An 18,192-nucleotide genomic window follows, 5' to 3' on the forward strand; every position below is an offset into this window, starting at 1 on the left:
TCGCCAAAACCTTGGCGCCGGCCATCGCAACACTGCATATGCCCCAATTACTAGATAAATCCATCGAGATTCTGAGCGTTAAACATCTCCGTGGCCCCAATATGTGGACCTACCACCCCGTTATAGAGGTATGGCTAGATATTGGCGATTTAGAGGACTACCCCTCTAACCTCATTCCCGGTTTTTATGACCGCCTTGTCAAAGCACTCCCTAGCCTAGTTGAACATCGCTGCAGCTATGGTGAAGCTGGTGGATTTTTAAAGCGCGTTGAAGAAGGCACTTGGCCTGCCCACATCCTTGAACACCTCACTTTAGAGCTACAAAACTTAGCCGGTATTCCTGGTGGGTTTGGCAAAGCGCGTGATGGTGACAGACGTGGTGTTTACAAGGTGATGGTTAGCGCCATCAATGAAGAAGTCACACTCACCGCGCTTAAATACGCTCGCGACTTATATCTTGCCCTAGCGCAAGACAATAAAGATTGCGTAGCGGAAGCTCAAACTATTATTGAAAATTTACGTGAACTGGGCGACGACCTTTTGCTCGGCCCAAGTACTGCGTGCATTGTGAATGCAGCTGAAGAGCGCGGCATTCCCTCCATTCGCTTATCCGAAGGTAATTTAGTGCAGTTGGGTTATGGTGCCAAACAACGCCGCATTTGGACTGCGGAGACTGATCAAACAAGCGCTATTGCAGAAACGATTTCGAGAGATAAAGATTTAACCAAGAGCTTGTTACGTAGTGCTGGCGTGCCTACCCCGGAGGGCAGAACAGTAACTAGCCCTGATGATGCTTGGGAAGCTGCGCAAGACATTGGTTTACCGGTAGTAGTAAAGCCAATCGATGGCAACCATGGCCGCGGTGTCTTTATCAACCTCTATACCCAACAAGAAATTGAAGCTGCTTATGCAGTTGCAATCGACGAAGGTAGCGAAGTATTGGTAGAGCGCCACATCGTTGGTGATGAGCATCGCTTATTGGTTGTTGGCAACAAAGTAGTTGCTGCTGCAAAAGGTGAAACTGTTTGGGTTACTGGTGATGGCAAACATACTATTTATGAACTCATTCAGATTCAGATTAACTCTGACCCACGTCGTGGCACCGCTGAAGAACATCCCCTCAATCCAGTACGGATTGATTCTGCTGTCGAGTTAGAGTTAGCACGCCAAAAATTAACTGGTGAAAGTGTGCCAGCTGCGGATCACAAAGTACTGATTCAAAGCAATGGTAACGTTGCATTTGATGTCACTGATTTGGTTCATCCTGATGTAGCTAGTCAAGTTGCATTAGCTGCTCGTGTAGTTGGCCTAGAAATCGCAGGGGTTGACTTAGTAGCCCAAGACATCAGCAAGCCTCTTGCTGATCAAAATGCGGCTATTGTGGAAGTCAATGCTGGCCCCGGTTTATTGATGCACTTAAAACCAGCAAGTGGTAAACCTCAGCCTGTGGGTAAAGAAATTGCCAATCACCTCTTCCCGCCTGGAGCAGATTTCCGTATTCCAGTAGTAGGCGTATGCGGTGAGCGCGGTAAAACGCCTGTTGCAGAAATGATCGCCCACTTTTTACGCCTTACCAATGTGTACGTTGGACTGTCTTGCAGTAAAGGCTTATTTTTTGGCAATCGCGCCATTCCAAATTCCAATGCATCCAATTGGGAGAATGCCCGTCGCACCCTACTGAACCGTGCAGTAGAGGCGGTTGTAATTGAAAACAATCACCTGTCAATGTTGATTGAAGGTTTAGCCTACGATCGCTGTCAAGTTGGTGTCGTGCTCAATGCCGATCCAAAGGCAAACTTCCCACAATACGCAATTTATGATGAAGACCAGGTCTTTAGCGTTGTCCGCACCCAGGTCGATGTCGTATTACCAACGGGCGTAGCTGTTTTAAATGCCGATGATGCAATGTGCGTGCAAATGGCTGAATTGTGTGATGGTCAAGTAATCTTCTTTAGCGAAAATCCTGACTCGGAGATCGTTAAAAATCATTTAGCTAATGGTGGTCGCGCAGTTGCCATTGGCAAACAGCAAATTACTCTGAAGTCCGGCAAGTTGGATCAGAAATCCATCCCCGTTCCACGTCACTCAGAAGCTAACAGCACTTCTCCTTGGAAGACTATGAATTTAGGGGCAGCAATTGCTGCAGCCTGGGCTCTAGATATTCCTTTTAATGTTATTGAAGCAGGCGCAGAAACATTTGTGCCTGATGCCACTACCGCTACAGGGGCTTAATTGGAAATTACCCGTATTCGTATGTTGCGCGGCCCAAATTTATGGAGCCGCCACACTGCCTTGGAAGCAATCGTTTCTTGTGATGAGTCAGAGCGCTCTATCGACTTGATCCCTCAATTTGAAATCAAGATTCGTGAGCGCTTTCCGCAACTGGGTAGCATGCGTCGCGGCGGCCACAATGAAGTGCTGTCGCTTGCCCACGCTCTAGAGCACGCAGCTTTGGGCCTTCAAGCGCAAGCAGGCTGCCCTGTCACTTTTAGTCGCACCGTACAAACTGTAGATACCGGCGTTTATCAAGTTGTTGTTGAATACACCGAAGAAGTTGTTGGACGTATGGCCTTTGACTTTGGCTTTGCTTTAATTCAGGCAACCCTCAATGACGCGCCTTTTGATCTAGCCGCAGCTCTCTCTGAATTAGAAGCACTGTACGAAGATGTCCGCCTTGGTCCAAGTACTGGCTCTATTGTTGATGCCGCTGTCCAGCGCAATATCCCTTATCGACGTATGACTGAAGGCAGCATGGTGCAGTTTGGTTGGGGCAGTAAACAAAAGCGCATTCAAGCTGCTGAAACTAGCGATACCAGCGCAATTGCCGAAGCGATCGCCCAGGATAAAGAACTTACTAAGAATTTACTGGCTGCAGCAGGCGTATCAGTACCGATTGGTGAAGTAGTAACAACCGCTGATGATGCTTGGCGTGCTGCGCAAAAGATTGGTGGGGCAATTGTGCTCAAGCCAAAAGACGGCAATCAAGGTAAAGGTGTTGTTGCTAACATTCAAACTGAAGAAGAAGTGCGTGCTGGCTTTATCGTAACTCAAGCCTTTGGTCGTGAAACCATTGTTGAGCGCTACCTACCCGGTGCTGACTACCGCTTACTCGTAGTCGGCAATCGCCTTTCAGCAGCTGCTCGCCGCGAGCCTGCACAAGTGGTTGGTGACGGCACCCATACCGTTGCTGAACTGGTTGAAATAGAAAATAAGAACCCATTGCGTGGCGATGGTCATGCCACCGCCCTAACTAAGATTCGCTTTGACGATATTGCGCTTGCTCACCTCGCTGGTAATGGCCTTACTCCGCAATATGTACCGAAGACTGGTGAACGCGTTTTACTGCGCAACAATGCCAACTTGAGTACTGGTGGCACTGCGACTGATGTGACTGATGATGTTCATCCAGATGTCGCAGCAAGCGCTGTTGCGGCCGCGCAAATGATTGGGCTGGACATTGCTGGCGTAGATATCCTTTGTGAAAGTATTTACAAACCCTTAGAGCAACAAGGTGGCGGCATTGTTGAAGTTAATGCTGCCCCCGGTTTACGCATGCACCTGAAGCCCTCCTATGGCAAGGGACGCCCTGTTGGTGAAGACATCATCAATATGATGTTCCCGCCAGGTGAAGACGGACGCATTCCGGTAGTAGCTGTCACCGGCACTAACGGCAAAACCACCACTGTTCGCCTCATCTCTCATCTATTAAATGAAACTGGTCTACGTGTTGGTATGACTGGCACCGATGGCGTGTATATCAATCATCGCCTCATCGACACCGGTGATTGCAGCGGCCCTAAGAGTGCCCGCAATGTATTAATGCATCCAGATGTTGATGCTGCCGTTCTTGAAACTGCACGCGGTGGCTTGCTGCGTGAAGGCTTAGGCTTTGATCGCTGTGAGGTTGCAGTCGTTACCAATATTGGTGAAGGTGATCACCTTGGCCTCAATTACATTACAAGCGTTGAAGATTTAGCAGTTCTCAAGCGCGTCATTGTACAGAACGTAGCCCCTACTGGCGCAGCTGTCTTAAATGCTGCCGACCCAATGGTTGCGAAGATGGGTGACAAATGCTCGGGTCGAGTAATCTTCTTTGCACAAAATCAACATCACCCAGTCATTACTGCACACCGCGCTAAAAATAAGAAAGTGATTTTCTTTGATGGCACATACATTGTTGCGTCTAAGGGTTCACGCGTCATGTATCGCTTCCCTGTAAGCGAGATCCCTCTTACCCAAAATGGTGTCCTTGGCTTCCAGGTTGAGAATGCAATGGCTGCCATTGGTGCAGCCTGGGCTCTAGGCTTGGATGCTGAAAAGATTGCTCGCGGTCTTCATAGCTTTGAAAGCGATCCTAATTCAGTACCGGGTCGCTTTAACCAGTTTCAACACAATGGCGCTACGGTGATTGCCGACTACGGTCACAATCCTGATGCAATGCGCGCTCTTACTAGCGCGGTCGAGGCCATGAAGCCCAAGAAGAGCCATGTCGTGATTAGCGGTGCCGGCGATCGTCGCGATGAAGATATTCGTGATCTAACCCGCATCCTTGGCAATGCTTTTGATAATGTGATTCTCTATCAAGATGCCTGCCAACGCGGTCGTGAAGATGGTGAGGTATTACGCCTACTGCAAGAAGGCTTGGTTGGCGCCACCAAGGCAAAAGAAGTGCAAGAAATTCATGGTGAGTTCAAGGCAATAGATACCGCTTTAAATGGCCTCTCGCCTGGTGACATTTGCTTGATCTTGATTGACCAGGTGGAAGAGTCCCTTGCCTACCTTAAGGAAAAGGTAAAGCCGTAACAACGGTAAGCCCCCTTTCCTCTGAATTATCTTCAGGACAATAAAAAACCCAATCGCTTGATTGGGTTTTTTATTGGAGATGAGACTCTACTTATAAATGATAGTGCTGAATGCGATCGATCTCTTCCTTGGATCCCAACATCACGGAGACGCGCTCGTGAAGATCGGTTGGCTGCAAATCCATAATCAGATCTGTGCCATTGGTAGAAGCGCCACCAGCTTGTTCTACCAAAAAGCTCATGGGATTAGCTTCATACATCAAGCGTAACTTACCTGGCTTATTAGGTTCACGCTGATCCCATGGATACATAAAGACTCCGCCACGAGATAAAACACGATGTACATCGGCCACCATTGAGGCAATCCAACGCATATTGAAATCTTTATCGCGCGTACCGCTCACGCCCGCTAAACACTCTTCAACATAGCGACGCACCGGGTCAGCCCAGTGGCGCATATTGGACATATTGATTGCAAACTCTTTGGTTGAGTGAGAGATCTTTACCGCATCCTTGATGAGCAAGAACTCGCCTGTGACTTTATTCAGAGTAAACATCACTACGCCATCACCTAAGGTTAATGCCATCGTAGTTTGCGGGCCATAGACCACATAACCTGCTGCTACTTGATGACGTCCTGATAACAAGAAATCAGAAGTTTGCAAAGGCGCGCTTGGATCTTGCTTTTTGAGAACAGAAAAAATAGTTCCAATCGAAACGTTTACATCAATATTGGATGAGCCATCGAGCGGATCAAACAAGAGCAAGTAGTCACCTGTGCCTTGAACTGGAACTGGCAATTCCATCTCTTCAGAAGCTAGACCAGCAAGTGATTTACAACCCTTAACGCCATCGATCAATAAATCGTTTGCAATGATGTCGAGCTTTTGTTGAACTTCGCCTTGTACGTTGCCAGTCCCCGCTGATCCCAGCAAACCAATTAAGGCACCCTGCGCTACCTCATGACTGAGAGTTGAGCAGGTATTAACAACTGCAGTCAGTAAATCTTGCAATCCAGCAGGAATGACGGCACCCGCCGGCTTAGTAGAGGTCAAATATTGCTTGAAATTAATATGGGTACTTGAGGACAAAGATATTTCTCCAAAGCTCTATTGAAATTAGGGTCTATTTTGCCCTGTTCTTGAGTGCCGTCATAATTTATGACTTAGAGCCACGAATTTACGCACTTTTAAACAGGGGTTTTGATAATGTTGGTCAATGTTAATGACGAATTAATCCGGGATGCCATGAAGTATTTCGACCCACAACTTAGCCCTGGCGACCTAATTAATGAGGCGATTACAACCCTTGTTCGATTACAGGCCACTAAAAAACTTGTAGCCCTAGGGGGTATGGCTCCTGAAATGAAAGATATCCCACGTTAAATTTAATTACCCAGCGCCTTACCAATCACTTCCCTCACATCCGGAGAGAGTGTTTGGCACGCTGAAACCCGCTCTAGCGCAGCTTTCATACGATCTTGGTAGGGTTGGGCAAACAAACGCCAGCGGTCCAAAGCCCTTGCCAGGCGTGCAGCTACCTGAGGATTGATTGGGTCAAGCGCTAGGACGCTATCCGCCCAAAACTCATAACCACTGCCGTCAACCTGATGAAAGCTCGCCGGATTATTAGCGCAGAAGGAATGGATGACGCTGCGCACTCGGTTGGGGTTATTTAACTTGAAGGCTGGGTGCTCACGTAGCTTCTTCACTTCAGCCAGCGTAGATTCCGCGCCATCTACTGGTGGGCGACTTGATTGCAAGCCAAACCACTTATCAATCACCAGAGCATCATTAGCAAAGCGATTGTAGAAATCAATCAAGCAATCTTTTGCCTGCTTTGCACCGTGCACTACCAATGCTGATAAAGCAGCATAACGATCGGTCATATTGTCAGCAGTTTGGTATTGATTGGCGGCCATTGGAGCCCACACTGCTGGAGCAGCTTCGAGCAACATACTCAATGCCAGGTTCTTAAGTGCACGCTTACCGGAACCTACTCCATCCGACTTGAATGGTCCAGGCGTTTGCATTTGTTGATACAAGGCGGCCCACTCCAACTGGAGTTGTTTAGCAATCTCCCTACGGAAAGCACGGCGCGCGGTAAAGATATTCTGGGGATCAACACTTGTGCATTGCTCATACAAATAAGACTCTGCAGGCAGAGTTAAGGCAAGGTCCTTAAAGGCTGGATCTAAATTAGGATCCAATAGGATATTGCGATAAGCCTCAATCAACTGTGCATCTGGGAGACGGCTATTCAAAATCATTTGCATCGCCAACTTCTGACCAGCTTCCCAGCGATTAAATGCGTCATCATCGCTTGAGAACAAGGTTAGAAGATCCGCCTCAGACTGCTCAAAATCCAAATTAATCGGTGCTGAGAAATTTCGGTTGATCGAAAGTACTGGGCGCTCTTCGATATTGTCAAAAGTCCAGGTTTGACTTGCTTGCGTTAGCTCCAGCAACTGCTCTTGTTGATCATTTGCCTTAGTAAGCAAACGTATCTTCAGCGGAATATGAAAAGGCTTCTTCTCTGGCTGACCTGGACTAGGCGCACAAGTTTGCGTCAATGTCAGTCGATACTGTTTTTTAACGGCATCGTAATGCTCTTGCATCTTAACCCTTGGGGTGCCTGCTTGGCTATACCAATTCTTAAACTGAGTCAGATCTTTGCCGTTGGCATCAGCCATCGCCATCAAGAAATCATCGCAAGTAACTGCTTGCCCATCATGACGCTTGAAGTACAGATCCATACCCTTGCGGAAACCGTCTTTACCTAAAAGGGTTTGGTACATCCTAACAACCTCAGAGCCCTTCTCATAAACCGTAACGGTATAGAAATTATTAATTTCTTGATACTCATCCGGACGAATCGGATGCGCCATCGGACCCGCATCTTCCGGAAACTGCAGTTGACGCAACAATCTCACATCTTCAATGCGCTTCACTGCCCTACCGGATTCGCTGCCCATTTGATCAGCAGAAAACTCTTGATCTCTAAAGACGGTTAAACCCTCTTTAAGTGATAGCTGGAACCAATCCTGGCAAGTAACGCGGTTACCAGTCCAGTTATGGAAGTATTCATGAGCTACAACGCTTTCAATATTCGCAAAGTCTGCATCAGTAGCGGTTTCTGGTTGCGCAAGAACAAACTTGGTATTGAAAATATTCAAGCCCTTGTTCTCCATCGCGCCCATATTGAAATCACTCACCGCCACAATCATGAAACGCTCTAAATCCAGCTCTAAGCCAAAGCGCTTCTCATCCCAATGAATCGAGGCAATCAAAGAATCCATGGCATGGCGAGTCTTTTTCAGATCATGTGGCTCAACCCAGATCTGCAAGAGCTTCTTAGCGCCACTGCTAGTGGTAATGGTTTCTTCAATACACTCCAACTTACCAGCCACCAAGGCAAATAAGTAGGATGGCTTCGGAAACGGATCTTCCCAAGTCGCGCTATGCCAACCATTTGGAAGTTTTTCTGTATTGAGTAAATTGCCGTTAGACAATAAGACTGGGCACTCCGCCTCACGAGCACGCAAGGTCACACGATAGCGCGCCATCACATCTGGACGGTCTAAGAAATAAGTAATCTTTCTGAAACCTTCTGCCTCACACTGAGTAAAGAAGTTTCCATTAGAAACATATAAGCCCATCAGAGTGGTATTTTTCTCGGGCACACAAACGCAAATAATTTCCACAACAAATTTTTCTTGACCCTCATTAGGTAAAGAATGAATCGTCAGTGTTTCTGGTGTTAATTCAAAATGGCGATGCGCTTGGCTATTAATACGCAAACTCACGAACTCAAGCTCATGCCCCACCAGAACTAGAGGTGCACCTGGCGTAAAGCTTTTGCCCGGCAAAACCTCAATGCGACTCTTAATAATCGTTCTGGCTGGATCTAATGCGATGTCTAGCTCAACTTGATCGAAGTTATAGACGGGCGGGAGGTATTCGAGCCGACGAAAGCTCTGTGGGAGATCAGTTTTCATAAGCCTATTTTAAGTCTTGGCTGGAAGACTCGCTGCATCTCTAGCTTAAGCCCAAATTAGGGTAGCCAAGCCTATAGCAATGAAGGTTATGGCAGCAACCGCATGCACCCACTTAATTGGCATGCGTTTCGTGAACTTCTGACCAATCCAGACTGCAGGAGCATTAGCCAACATCATCCCCAATGTGGTGCCAACCGTTACCGAAACGACATCGTCATAACGAGCGCCTAGAGCAATTGTTGCAATTTGCGTCTTGTCCCCCATCTCAGCCAAAAAGAAGAGGCCTACGGTCAACATAAAGACCTGAAAAGTCTTGTCAGCAACCTTGGATCCAGCCGCATCATCAATATGATCTGGTACCAATAACCACAAACCAATTCCCAGAAAACTCAAACCTAAAATCCAGCGCATCACATCAGGCGAAACTAAGGTTGTTAACCAATGCCCCAGGAATGCAGCACAAGCATGGTTCGCAATCGTAGCGATAAAGATACCGGCAATAATTGCTAATGCTTGCTTAGGATAGCGAGCAGCGAGCATCAAGGAAAGTAATTGGGTCTTATCGCCCATCTCTGCTAAAGCAACCACTCCAGCAGAAAGCGTTAAAGCAGAAAAATCCATATTTGACTTGGTCCAGTAGGTTTTGCAATTGCTTGCGCATTACATATATTAGAGATAGTTTAAATCTCCTAACCCACCAGACCAGACAAACACTACATTTACTGCGCTATGCGACCAAAAGCTCTTCAGCCACGACAAAGTCTAGGCCCTGTGCCAACGCAACGGGTTTAGAAGTCAGAATGCCTTTGTGTACGCTTAAGCCATTGCGCAAATGGTGATCGATAGAGAGAGCCTTCATCACTCCGCGATTAGCCAAGGCCTCTACAAAGGGATAAGTCGCATTGGTTAATGCAAAAGTAGATGTTCTTGCCACCGCCCCTGGCATATTGGCAACGCAATAGTGCAACACGCCATCCACTACAAAGGTTGGGTCTGCATGTGTTGTAGGTTTGGATGTCTCAAAGCAGCCACCTTGATCAATCGCTACGTCTACCACTACCGATCCCGACTTCATTTTTCTGATCATGTCATGAGTTACTAATTTAGGAGCTTGTGCACCAGGCAACAAGACCGCCCCAATCACGACATCAGCCTCACACACTTCTTGCTCGATCAATAAGCTATCCGAATAAAATGTTCTGACTCGATTGCCATAGAACATATCAATCTGACGCAAGCGATCAATATCGCGATCAAAGATGCAAACGTCGGCACCCATACCGACTGCCATTTGCAATGCATTGCGACCCACTACCCCACCGCCCAAAATGACAATCTTTGCTGGAGAGACTCCAGGCACTCCAGCCATCAAGACCCCCAAACCACCATTAGTCTTTTCTAAATGTGATGCAGCAGCCTGAATAGACATACGCCCCGCCACTTCACTCATGGGCGCCAAGAGAGGCAGAGCACCATTCATAGCCGTAACGGTTTCATATGCGATACAAGTTGCACCTGATTGCAGCAAAGCCTCAGTCTGCTGTGGATCTGGAGCCAGATGTAAGTAAGTAAACAGAATTTGATCCTCGCGCAGCATCGCACATTCCTGCGCCTGGGGCTCTTTGACCTTCACAATCATCTCAGCCTTATGAAACACTTCAGCTGCACTATTAATTAGGCTGGCACCGGCAATTCGATAAGATTCATCACTCAAACCAATCTGCTCACCAGCGCCACGCTGAATCAGAACAGAATGTCCCTGCTTACAAAGTCCACTGACATTGCCCGGTGTTAAACCGACTCGGAACTCATTGTTTTTAACTTCTTGAGGTACGCCAATAATCATTGCTATCTCCTATTATTTAAAGTCATGCTGGATTGCAGTTTTGCGATGTAAGCCCACGACATAAAACATCACGAGATACACGCTCAATAAACACGGCCCGACTATTAATGCGATCCGTGCATCCTCATGAAAGCCCATCAGCACCACAACTAAACCGATAAATGCCAGAGCAAACCACGAGGAATAGGGCCACCAAGGAGCTCTATAGGCCAACTCAGCTACTTGGGAATTAGATAAGGAGCGACGGAATTTAATCTGCGTAATTAAGATTGCAATCCACACCATCAAACCAATAAAGGTCACGGCAGCCATCATGTATTGAAAGGCTTTGTCAGGCACAAAGTAGTTCAGAACCACACCTGACATACACACTGCGACCGTAGTCATCACCGCCCGATGAGGAACGCCGTACTTAGAAAGCTTTGCAAATGATCTAGGGGCGTAACCATTAGACGATAAGGAATACAACAAACGTCCGCCGCTAAAGATGCCGGCATTACAAGATGACAGCGCTGCAGTGATCACGACAAAATTGATTAAGCCTGCTGCTTCTCGTAAACCCAGTCGTTCAAACATCACCACAAAGGGGCTGCCTTGTTGACCCACTTGATTCCATGGGAATATTGCCAAAATGACTAGGATGGCTCCCATATAAAAAATCAGAATGCGCCAAGCCAGAGAATCAATTGCCATCGGAATGGTTTTTTGTGGGCTCTCAGCTTCACCCGCAGAAAGGCCAATCATCTCTATGCCGACGTAAGCAAACAGCACCATCTGGAGTGAGAGCAACATACCGCTGATACCATTTGGAAAGAAGCCGCCGTGTTGCCATAAATTACTCAGACCAATTGGCTGCCAGTCATTGGTAAAGCCAAATAAGATAACGGAACCACCCAGCGCAATCATTGCGACTATGGCCACTACCTTAATCAGTGCAAACCAAAATTCAAATTCGCCAAATACTTTGACTGCAATGAGATTAATCAAACCCATCATCACAATGGAGGAAAGCGCCCAAACCCATTGCGGTGTCTCAGGAAACCAAATTCCCATGTAGATACCTACGGCAGTGACTTCCGCAATTCCAACGACGATCCAATAGGTCCAATACCCCCAACCCACCATATAGCCCGCCAATGGGCCAACATAAGTATTGGCATATGCCGCAAAAGAGCCTGCTACAGGCTCATGAACTGCCATCTCACCCAAGGTGCGCAGAACAATAAAAGCAACAATGCCTGCAAGCAGATACCCCAAAAGAATAGATGGGCCGGCTATTTGAATTGCGCTTGCTGATCCAAGAAATAATCCGACACCGATTGTTGAGCCTAAGGCCATCAAACGAATATGACGTACTTTGAGATGACGCTTTAAGCCAGTGTGTTCAGTCTGCAAGAGAGACCTCCTTTCGATTTGTCGTTGGCGATTTACCAACGAAGCAAAGTCTAGGGAGGACTAGGGATATGCACTAGAGCAGAAATATTACTAAAGTAACTAAATGAATAAAACTATTTAGATAAATAAAGAAATGTCTTTAAAATCAACGTTTAGTTTTGATTAAATAATTACTGACTGCAAAAGAATCAGTAATTTCCTACAGGGAATCCCCTTAAGGATTTATGGCGCTTTTTGAGAAAAGCTTATTGTGCCGAGATGAGACTCAGAATTTCTGCTGCAGCAGCCAGGCCACAAGCAGCAGTCACCATGACGGTTGAGCCATAACCAGAGCAGGCTAGGCCTCCGCTAGAAGCGCCAGCCCTTGGCTCGTGGGAGTAGATCGCACGTATGCCGATTTTTTTCTTGAGGTTTCTAGAAAAGCCATGATCCTGCCTAAGCCCTTGACGCACTTTAGCTAACAAAGCATCTTGCTCTGTACGCGAAAGATCGTCACAGCGCACTGAAGTTGGATCTGACTTCCCACCAGCAGCACCACACATCACTAAAGCCCGATTATTTGCCACCGCCCAAACTGACAAAGCAATTTTGGTTTGCACTGAATCGGTAGCATCTAATACAAATGCATCTGCCGGAATCAGTTGATCGAGATTTTCAGGCTCTAAGAATTCATCGCAAGAAGTGAGTTTGATCTCTGGATTGATTTGTAATATACGCTGAGTCATCGCCTCGACTTTTGCTTTGCCGTACTGACCCTCCAAGGCATGCAACTGACGATTGGTATTACTCTCGGCAATATGATCAAAATCAATTAAAACAAGGTGTCCGATACCAGTACGCGCCAAGGCTTCAGCCGCCCAGGATCCAACGCCCCCTAGGCCAGCCACCACTACCGTTGCATTCAGAAAGCGCTCGCGCAGCTCTGGTCCATAGAGTCGTGAAACTCCGCCAAAACGTCGATTTTCTAAGCTGCCCTCTGCCTTACCTTCTGCCTTGTCTTCTGCCATAGCTTCTCTTTATACTGAATAAATGGACTCCATTGCACAACTCCGCAAAAACTATACCTTCGGTCAACTCTCAGAGACTGAGGTTCCACATGACCCTCTGCAGCTTTTTAAGCTTTGGTTTGATCAAGCCGTGAAAGCAGAGTGCCCAGAACCCAACTCCATGACCCTAGCAACAGCAGACCAAGCTGGAAATCCATCAGCCCGTATTGTCTTACTAAAAGGCGCAGATCAAAACGGCTTTACCTTTTTTACCAACTATCAGAGCCAAAAAGGTCGAGACTTGGCCATACGCCCTCAGGCTGCCTTGCTCTTTCATTGGCATGAATTAGAACGTCAAGTGCGCATTCAGGGTGTTGTAGAGCGTGTGAGCGCCACTGAAAGCGACGAGTACTTCCACTCCCGTCCGGCAGCCTCCAGAATTGGTGCCTGGGCATCACCTCAGAGTACCGCCATCCCGAATCGTGAATTCTTGGAAGAAGCCGAAAAGCGTTTCAAAGATGAGTTTGGTGATGCGCCCCCACGTCCAGAGCATTGGGGTGGTTACCGCCTACATCCTACTGAAATTGAATTCTGGCAGGGTCGCCCTTCGAGACTGCATGACCGCATGCACTACAAGCTTGAAGGTCTCGAGTGGCGAGTAAATCGTCTAGCCCCCTAGTCTCCTTCATTACTCGCGTATTGCAACAACTCAGGAGTACTGGGGCGCAATGAGCGATTTAAATTTCGCCCTAAATTTTGCAAGCTTAGGCGCAACAACTGCCATGCAGTAGCCCTGATTGGGGTGCTGCACAAAATAATTCTGGTGATACTCCTCAGCTGGGTAAATTATTGGCGCAGCATCAATCTGCGTTACCACTGGATTTGAATAGATTTTTGAATCCTCAAGCTCCTTGACGACCTCATGTGCAATTTTGGTCTGTTCCTCACTATGCGTGAAAATAACTGAGCGATATTGCGTGCCATGATCATTCCCCTGGTAATTGAGAGTGGTTGGATCATGAATCACAAAGAAGATCTCTAGCAGATCTCGAAATGACACTATTTCTGGGTTAAACAGAATGTCGACAATCTCGGCATGGCCCGATACACCAGCACAAACAGCCTCATAGGTCGGGTTGGGTCTTGCGCCTCCGGCGTAGCCAGAAACCACGGATTTAACCCCAGTAATTTGCTGATAAACCGCCTCAAGACACCAAAAACAGCCTCCACCCAAGGTGGCACGTTCTAGATGGGGTTCATTTTTATCTAAATTTGTTTCCATGGCTTTATCCTAATGCCTTATTCCAATGCCTGCCAACTATTAATCCACTATGAATCGCTTTACTATCCAGCTCGACGAAATGAAAGCAGCCTACGCTGCAGAACCAAACCCTACGATTGAAGTGAGGTTAGATCGGATTGCTCGCATTGAAAAAATGATTGAAGCAAACGAAGAGAAGATCTGCAAAGCCCTGATGGCTGACTTTGGAGTGCGCAACTCTATAGAAACACGACTTGCTGAATGTCAGATGATTTATCAAGCATGCAAGCACACGCGTAAGCACCTCAAAGAGTGGATGAAGCCAGAGCAACGAGAAGTTCCTTTTCACATGGGCGCTTCACAAGCTTGGGTTCAAAGTCAGTCACTCGGTGTAGTTGGTATTTTGAGCCCCTGGAATTATCCGGTTCAATTAGCACTCATTCCAGCAATCGCCGCTTTTGCTGCTGGTAATCGTGTTTGGCTCAAACCTTCTGAGCGTAGCTCACGTACTTCAGGATTTATTGCTAGCTTGATTCAGGAATATTTCCACCCTAGCGAGTTTTGCGTCACGACAGGTGGCCCAGAAGTGGCGGAACAATTTGCTGCCCTGCCTTTTGAACACCTTTTCTTTACTGGCTCTGGTGCCATCGGGAAAAAGGTGATGCGCGCTGCGGCAGAAAACCTCACACCTGTGACCCTGGAGCTGGGCGGTACAACACCTGTCATTATTGATAAGAGCGCCAAATTGAAAGACGCTGCCTCCTCAATTATTTACGGCAAGTTATTGAATGGCGGACAAACCTGTATTGCCCCAGACTATGTTTTGCTTGAACCAAGCATGCAAGATGAATTCATTACTGAATTACAAGCTGCAGCCCAAACCCAATTTAGCAATCCCGCAGAATTAACGGGTCCAATTGATGAAAGACAGTTGGAGTACTGGCAACATTTAGTGAGCGATGCATTAGATCGTGGCGCAAAAGTAATTCCTTTGCTCAACAACCCTGGTGCTGGCGCAAGACCATTTGAACCGATTGCACTAGTAAATGTTCCGCCAGAAGCCCGCATTCTGCACGAAGAAATCTTTGGACCTATTTTGCCGATTGTGGCTGCTGCCGATATTTCTGCAGCAATCGCTTACGTCAATAACAAACCCAATCCACTAGCCTTGTATTGGTTTGGTAAAGATAAAAAGAATATGAAGCGTGTTTTAAATGAAACTCGCTCTGGTGGCGTTACTGTTAATGACACGCTCCTACACATCACCATCGAGGACTTACCTTTTGGCGGCGTTGGCGCCAGCGGTATGGGCAGTTACCACGGTAAGGCTGGCTTTGATACGTTCAGCCATCAAAAATCCATACTGGAAGTACGCGGCTTCTTTGGCTTGAATTTCTTTAAGGGAACCAAAACAGCGCGCCCTCCATATGGAAAAATAACTGAGTGGCTTTTGCGTTATCTCAAATAAAGAGTCAAACAAGCAATACTTGAATGACTAAGCGCATCAGATGCGGCTTTATCCCTCCATTTATTGATTAATTCGGGAAAACCCTTGTAATTACGCGCTTGAAATGCCATAATAGGAAGCTTTTTTAAGCAATTTGATTCATCGCCCCCCAGCTCTATTTCAGCGTACCGTTTAGAAGTCATAAACATAGAAGTCACAAAACGCGCTGCCGCTTGTCTGATGGTCGATGCCTTTGACCATCGCACCCTATAAAAAACCATGGGTGCAACATACGGAGACATCCCTTAAAGGGGATGTGCAATAGCATGACTTTTTCTAAAGAAACTAAAATTGAGTCGAAAGACTCAAAGAGCACTGGAACTGAATTCCAGAATTTCGCCCTAGCGGCATCACTCCTTAAAAACGTTGCTGAACTGGGTTATACCCAAGCCACTTCCGTGCAAGCTCAGGTTATTCCTGCAGCCTTAGCTGGTGGTGACTTATTGGTCAGCAGCCAAACCGGTAGCGGTAAAACCGCAGCCTTTTTATTGCCTTTGATTAATCAACTCATCGAAGACAACCCGAACAACTCACCTGTACCAGGTCGCGCACAACCTAAAGTGTTAGTGCTCTGCCCTACTCGTGAATTGGCTCAACAGGTTGCCGCCGATGCAGTGAATTTAGTTCGCGGCATGAAGGGTATCCGTATCGCAACTGTGATGGGTGGCATGCCTTACGGCAAGCAAATCCAGGCATTGAAAGGTGCATTGTTAGTTGTTGCCACTCCAGGTCGTTTACTCGACTTATGTGACAGCAAAGCAATTCGCTTAGATGATGTTAAACAACTCGTTATCGACGAAGCTGATCGCATGCTTGACATGGGATTTGCTGACGACCTCGAGGCAATTGATAAGCGTTGCGCAGGCCGTAACCAAACTTTGATGTTCTCTGCAACTTTCGCGCCAAAGATTATGTCTTTAGCAAATGAGTTGACTACAGATGCCAAGCGTATTGAACTTGCTCATGCAGGTGAAAAGCACGCCAACATTGAACAGAAGTTGCATTGGGCTGACAGCATGTCACACAAGCATAAATTACTCGAGCACATTTTGGCTGATGCTGATTTGGATCAAGCGGTTGTGTTTGCAAGCACTCAAGTTGAAAGCGAAAAAATCGCTGACACATTGCGTGCTAATGGCTACGAAGCAACTGCACTTCATGGTGCAATGCCTCAAGCTGTTCGTATGCGCCGTCTCGAGTCTTTGCGTAAAGGTCACACCAAGATTTTGGTTGCAACCGACGTAGCGGCTCGCGGTATCGATGTGCCACGTATCAGTCACGTGATTAACTTTGGCTTGCCAATGAAACCAGAAGACTATACGCACCGCATCGGTCGCACAGGTCGTGCCGGTCGCAATGGTGTTGCTATCACTTTGGTTGAGCATCGTGATCGCGCAAAGATCCGCAATATCGAACGCTTCACACAGCAAGATATCGTTGCTTCAGTCATCGCTGGTCTTGAGCCACAAGCCAAGCCAAGCTTTGGTGGTGGCGGTGGCGGCAATCGCTCTGGTGGTGGTCGCCCTGGTGGTGGCGGTCGTTCTGGTGGCGGCTTTGGTGGCAATCGCTCTGGCGGTGGTGGCGGTCGTTATGGCTCAGGCGCTCGTTCAGAGTCTCGCTTTGGTGGTGGCGGTTCAGGCGGCGGCAATGCTGGTGGTCGCTCAGACGATTCACGCCCAGCTCGCTCAGCTGACTCACGTCCTGCGCGTTCTGCTGACTCACGTCCAGCACGCTCTGGTGACTCACGCCCTGCAGGTGGTCCGCGTTTTGCTAAACCAAAGGCCGGCGGTCAACGTCGTAGCTTTAGCGGTAGCTAAAAATGGTTCACCGTAATCGTCTCCGTTCTGCATGGAATCGAGTCGGTTCCGGTGAAATCCATCGGGCTCCACGCGAGTGGCAACCTTGGCTAAGCGATACCGGGTCTCTCACCCAAAAAATTGAGAAAGCAATTGGGCAAAAACTAGAAGTTCAGGTTTTGCGTGACCGCCCTCAATCACTCAATAGCGACGAAAGTCGCTATTTTCATTTCAAGCTCAGACGCTGCAGAGTACGTGAAGTATTGCTTTGTTCCAATGGAGTTCCATTGGTCATGGCACATAGCGTCATTCCAACATTGAGCTCTAGCGGTAGTAATCATGGGATCTTGCGTTTAGGCACAAAGCCTTTAGGTGCCGTCTTATTCAGTAAAACCCGCAAGCATTCCAAAGCAAAACCGCCGCGTGACATTGCTCGCCTAGATAAAAGCAATGAGCTATGGAAACGATGCTCTAAGCACTTTTCTGATGTGAGCTCACCCTTGTGGGCACGACGCACCCTCTATCGTTTAAAGGGTCGCCCAATCTTGGTAAATGAAATCTTTTTGCCTGCCCTACTAGAGGCTGCAAAGTTCTAGTTATTTG

14 protein-coding genes and 1 pseudogene are annotated in these 18,192 nt (G+C 47.4%); 7 read left to right on the plus strand and 8 right to left on the minus strand.

Features of this window, described 5'->3' with window-relative positions:
- Positions 1 to 38 precede the first annotated feature (38 nt).
- Both ICN18_RS06450 and cphA read left to right on the plus strand, forming a co-directional pair.
- Positions 39 to 2,219 (plus strand): annotated as a pseudogene (locus tag ICN18_RS06450) (cyanophycin synthetase); the annotation flags it as partial.
- Between the two features lie 12 nt (positions 2,220 to 2,231).
- Entirely contained in the window at positions 2,232 to 4,802 is a 2,571-nt protein-coding gene (gene cphA / locus ICN18_RS06455) for a cyanophycin synthetase (RefSeq protein ID WP_216189690.1), read from the plus strand.
- 91 nt (positions 4,803 to 4,893) lie between these two features.
- Here the strand turns inward: cphA and ICN18_RS06460 are convergent, their stop codons facing one another.
- Positions 4,894 to 5,892 carry a class 1 fructose-bisphosphatase gene (locus ICN18_RS06460; protein WP_255532125.1) on the minus strand — a complete coding sequence of 333 codons (999 nt, stop codon included), beginning with the start codon at positions 5,890 to 5,892 and terminating at the stop codon, positions 4,894 to 4,896.
- A 117-nt stretch (positions 5,893 to 6,009) separates the two neighbouring features.
- On the opposite strand from ICN18_RS06460, the gene ICN18_RS06465 reads away from it, so the two are divergent.
- A complete protein-coding gene (locus tag ICN18_RS06465) occupies positions 6,010 to 6,186 on the plus strand; it encodes a type II toxin-antitoxin system VapB family antitoxin (RefSeq protein ID WP_255532126.1) in 177 nt (58 codons plus the stop codon).
- A 2-nt stretch (positions 6,187 to 6,188) separates the two neighbouring features.
- On the opposite strand, the gene pepN is transcribed toward ICN18_RS06465, so the two are convergent.
- The 5 genes from pepN to ICN18_RS06490 all read right to left on the minus strand — a co-directional run bounded on the left by pepN (position 6,189) and on the right by ICN18_RS06490 (position 13,046).
- A complete protein-coding gene (gene pepN / locus ICN18_RS06470; RefSeq protein WP_216189692.1) occupies positions 6,189 to 8,798 on the minus strand; it encodes an aminopeptidase N in 2,610 nt (869 codons plus the stop codon).
- A 45-nt stretch (positions 8,799 to 8,843) separates the two neighbouring features.
- On the minus strand, positions 8,844 to 9,419 hold the full coding sequence (locus tag ICN18_RS06475; protein WP_216189693.1) for a TMEM165/GDT1 family protein: 576 nt from the start codon (positions 9,417 to 9,419) through the stop codon (positions 8,844 to 8,846).
- Between the two features lie 106 nt (positions 9,420 to 9,525).
- Positions 9,526 to 10,644: an alanine dehydrogenase gene (ald, locus tag ICN18_RS06480; RefSeq protein ID WP_216189694.1), complete on the minus strand. Its 1,119-nt coding sequence runs from the start codon at positions 10,642 to 10,644 to the stop codon at positions 9,526 to 9,528.
- A 12-nt stretch (positions 10,645 to 10,656) separates the two neighbouring features.
- Positions 10,657 to 12,039, minus strand: coding sequence for an amino acid permease (locus ICN18_RS06485; protein WP_216189695.1), 1,383 nt, complete (start codon positions 12,037 to 12,039; stop codon positions 10,657 to 10,659).
- A gap of 245 nt (positions 12,040 to 12,284) precedes the next feature.
- A complete protein-coding gene (locus ICN18_RS06490) occupies positions 12,285 to 13,046 on the minus strand; it encodes a tRNA threonylcarbamoyladenosine dehydratase (protein ID WP_216189696.1) in 762 nt (253 codons plus the stop codon).
- Between the two features lie 22 nt (positions 13,047 to 13,068).
- Between ICN18_RS06490 and pdxH the strand changes: the two genes are divergently transcribed.
- The gene (pdxH, locus tag ICN18_RS06495; RefSeq protein ID WP_216189697.1) at positions 13,069 to 13,704 is read left to right on the plus strand and encodes a pyridoxamine 5'-phosphate oxidase; all 636 of its coding nucleotides are present in this window, start codon (positions 13,069 to 13,071) and stop codon (positions 13,702 to 13,704) included.
- Positions 13,705 to 13,734: 30 nt separating this feature from the next.
- On the opposite strand, the gene msrA is transcribed toward pdxH, so the two are convergent.
- Positions 13,735 to 14,307, minus strand: coding sequence for a peptide-methionine (S)-S-oxide reductase MsrA (gene msrA, locus ICN18_RS06500; RefSeq protein WP_216189698.1), 573 nt, complete (start codon positions 14,305 to 14,307; stop codon positions 13,735 to 13,737).
- Positions 14,308 to 14,356: 49 nt separating this feature from the next.
- Here msrA and ICN18_RS06505 point away from each other — a divergent pair, with 49 nt between their 5' ends.
- Complete coding sequence (locus ICN18_RS06505; protein WP_216189699.1) at positions 14,357 to 15,754, plus strand: coniferyl aldehyde dehydrogenase; 1,398 nt, start codon at positions 14,357 to 14,359, stop codon at positions 15,752 to 15,754.
- Here ICN18_RS06505 and ICN18_RS06510 read toward each other — a convergent pair.
- Positions 15,742 to 16,035, minus strand: coding sequence for a hypothetical protein (locus ICN18_RS06510; RefSeq protein ID WP_216189700.1), 294 nt, complete (start codon positions 16,033 to 16,035; stop codon positions 15,742 to 15,744). The genes ICN18_RS06505 and ICN18_RS06510 overlap by 13 nt on opposite strands.
- A 24-nt stretch (positions 16,036 to 16,059) precedes the next feature.
- Between ICN18_RS06510 and ICN18_RS06515 the strand changes: the two genes are divergently transcribed.
- Positions 16,060 to 17,610, plus strand: a complete 1,551-nt coding sequence (locus tag ICN18_RS06515) for a DEAD/DEAH box helicase (protein WP_216189701.1) — start codon at positions 16,060 to 16,062, stop codon at positions 17,608 to 17,610.
- Between the two features lie 2 nt (positions 17,611 to 17,612).
- On the plus strand, positions 17,613 to 18,185 hold the full coding sequence (locus tag ICN18_RS06520; RefSeq protein WP_216189702.1) for a chorismate--pyruvate lyase family protein: 573 nt from the start codon (positions 17,613 to 17,615) through the stop codon (positions 18,183 to 18,185).
- The last annotated feature ends 7 nt before the right edge of the window (positions 18,186 to 18,192 follow it).

The sequence above is a fragment of the Polynucleobacter parvulilacunae genome, from assembly GCF_018881715.1.
GTDB classification, from domain to species: domain Bacteria; phylum Pseudomonadota; class Gammaproteobacteria; order Burkholderiales; family Burkholderiaceae; genus Polynucleobacter; species Polynucleobacter parvulilacunae.

Coding starts and splice junctions, on each gene's coding strand:
- ICN18_RS06465 (WP_255532126.1), top strand. CDS start 6,010: ATGTTGGTCAATGTTAATGACGAATTAATCCGGGATGCCATGAAGTAT.
- pepN (WP_216189692.1), bottom strand. CDS start 8,798: ATGAAAACTGATCTCCCACAGAGCTTTCGTCGGCTCGAATACCTCCCG.
- ICN18_RS06475 (WP_216189693.1), bottom strand. CDS start 9,419: ATGGATTTTTCTGCTTTAACGCTTTCTGCTGGAGTGGTTGCTTTAGCA.
- ald (WP_216189694.1), bottom strand. CDS start 10,644: ATGATTATTGGCGTACCTCAAGAAGTTAAAAACAATGAGTTCCGAGTC.
- ICN18_RS06490 (WP_216189696.1), bottom strand. CDS start 13,046: ATGGCAGAAGACAAGGCAGAAGGTAAGGCAGAGGGCAGCTTAGAAAAT.
- pdxH (WP_216189697.1), top strand. CDS start 13,069: ATGGACTCCATTGCACAACTCCGCAAAAACTATACCTTCGGTCAACTC.
- msrA (WP_216189698.1), bottom strand. CDS start 14,307: ATGGAAACAAATTTAGATAAAAATGAACCCCATCTAGAACGTGCCACC.
- ICN18_RS06505 (WP_216189699.1), top strand. CDS start 14,357: ATGAATCGCTTTACTATCCAGCTCGACGAAATGAAAGCAGCCTACGCT.
- ICN18_RS06510 (WP_216189700.1), bottom strand. CDS start 16,035: ATGTCTCCGTATGTTGCACCCATGGTTTTTTATAGGGTGCGATGGTCA.
- ICN18_RS06515 (WP_216189701.1), top strand. CDS start 16,060: ATGACTTTTTCTAAAGAAACTAAAATTGAGTCGAAAGACTCAAAGAGC.
- ICN18_RS06520 (WP_216189702.1), top strand. CDS start 17,613: ATGGTTCACCGTAATCGTCTCCGTTCTGCATGGAATCGAGTCGGTTCC.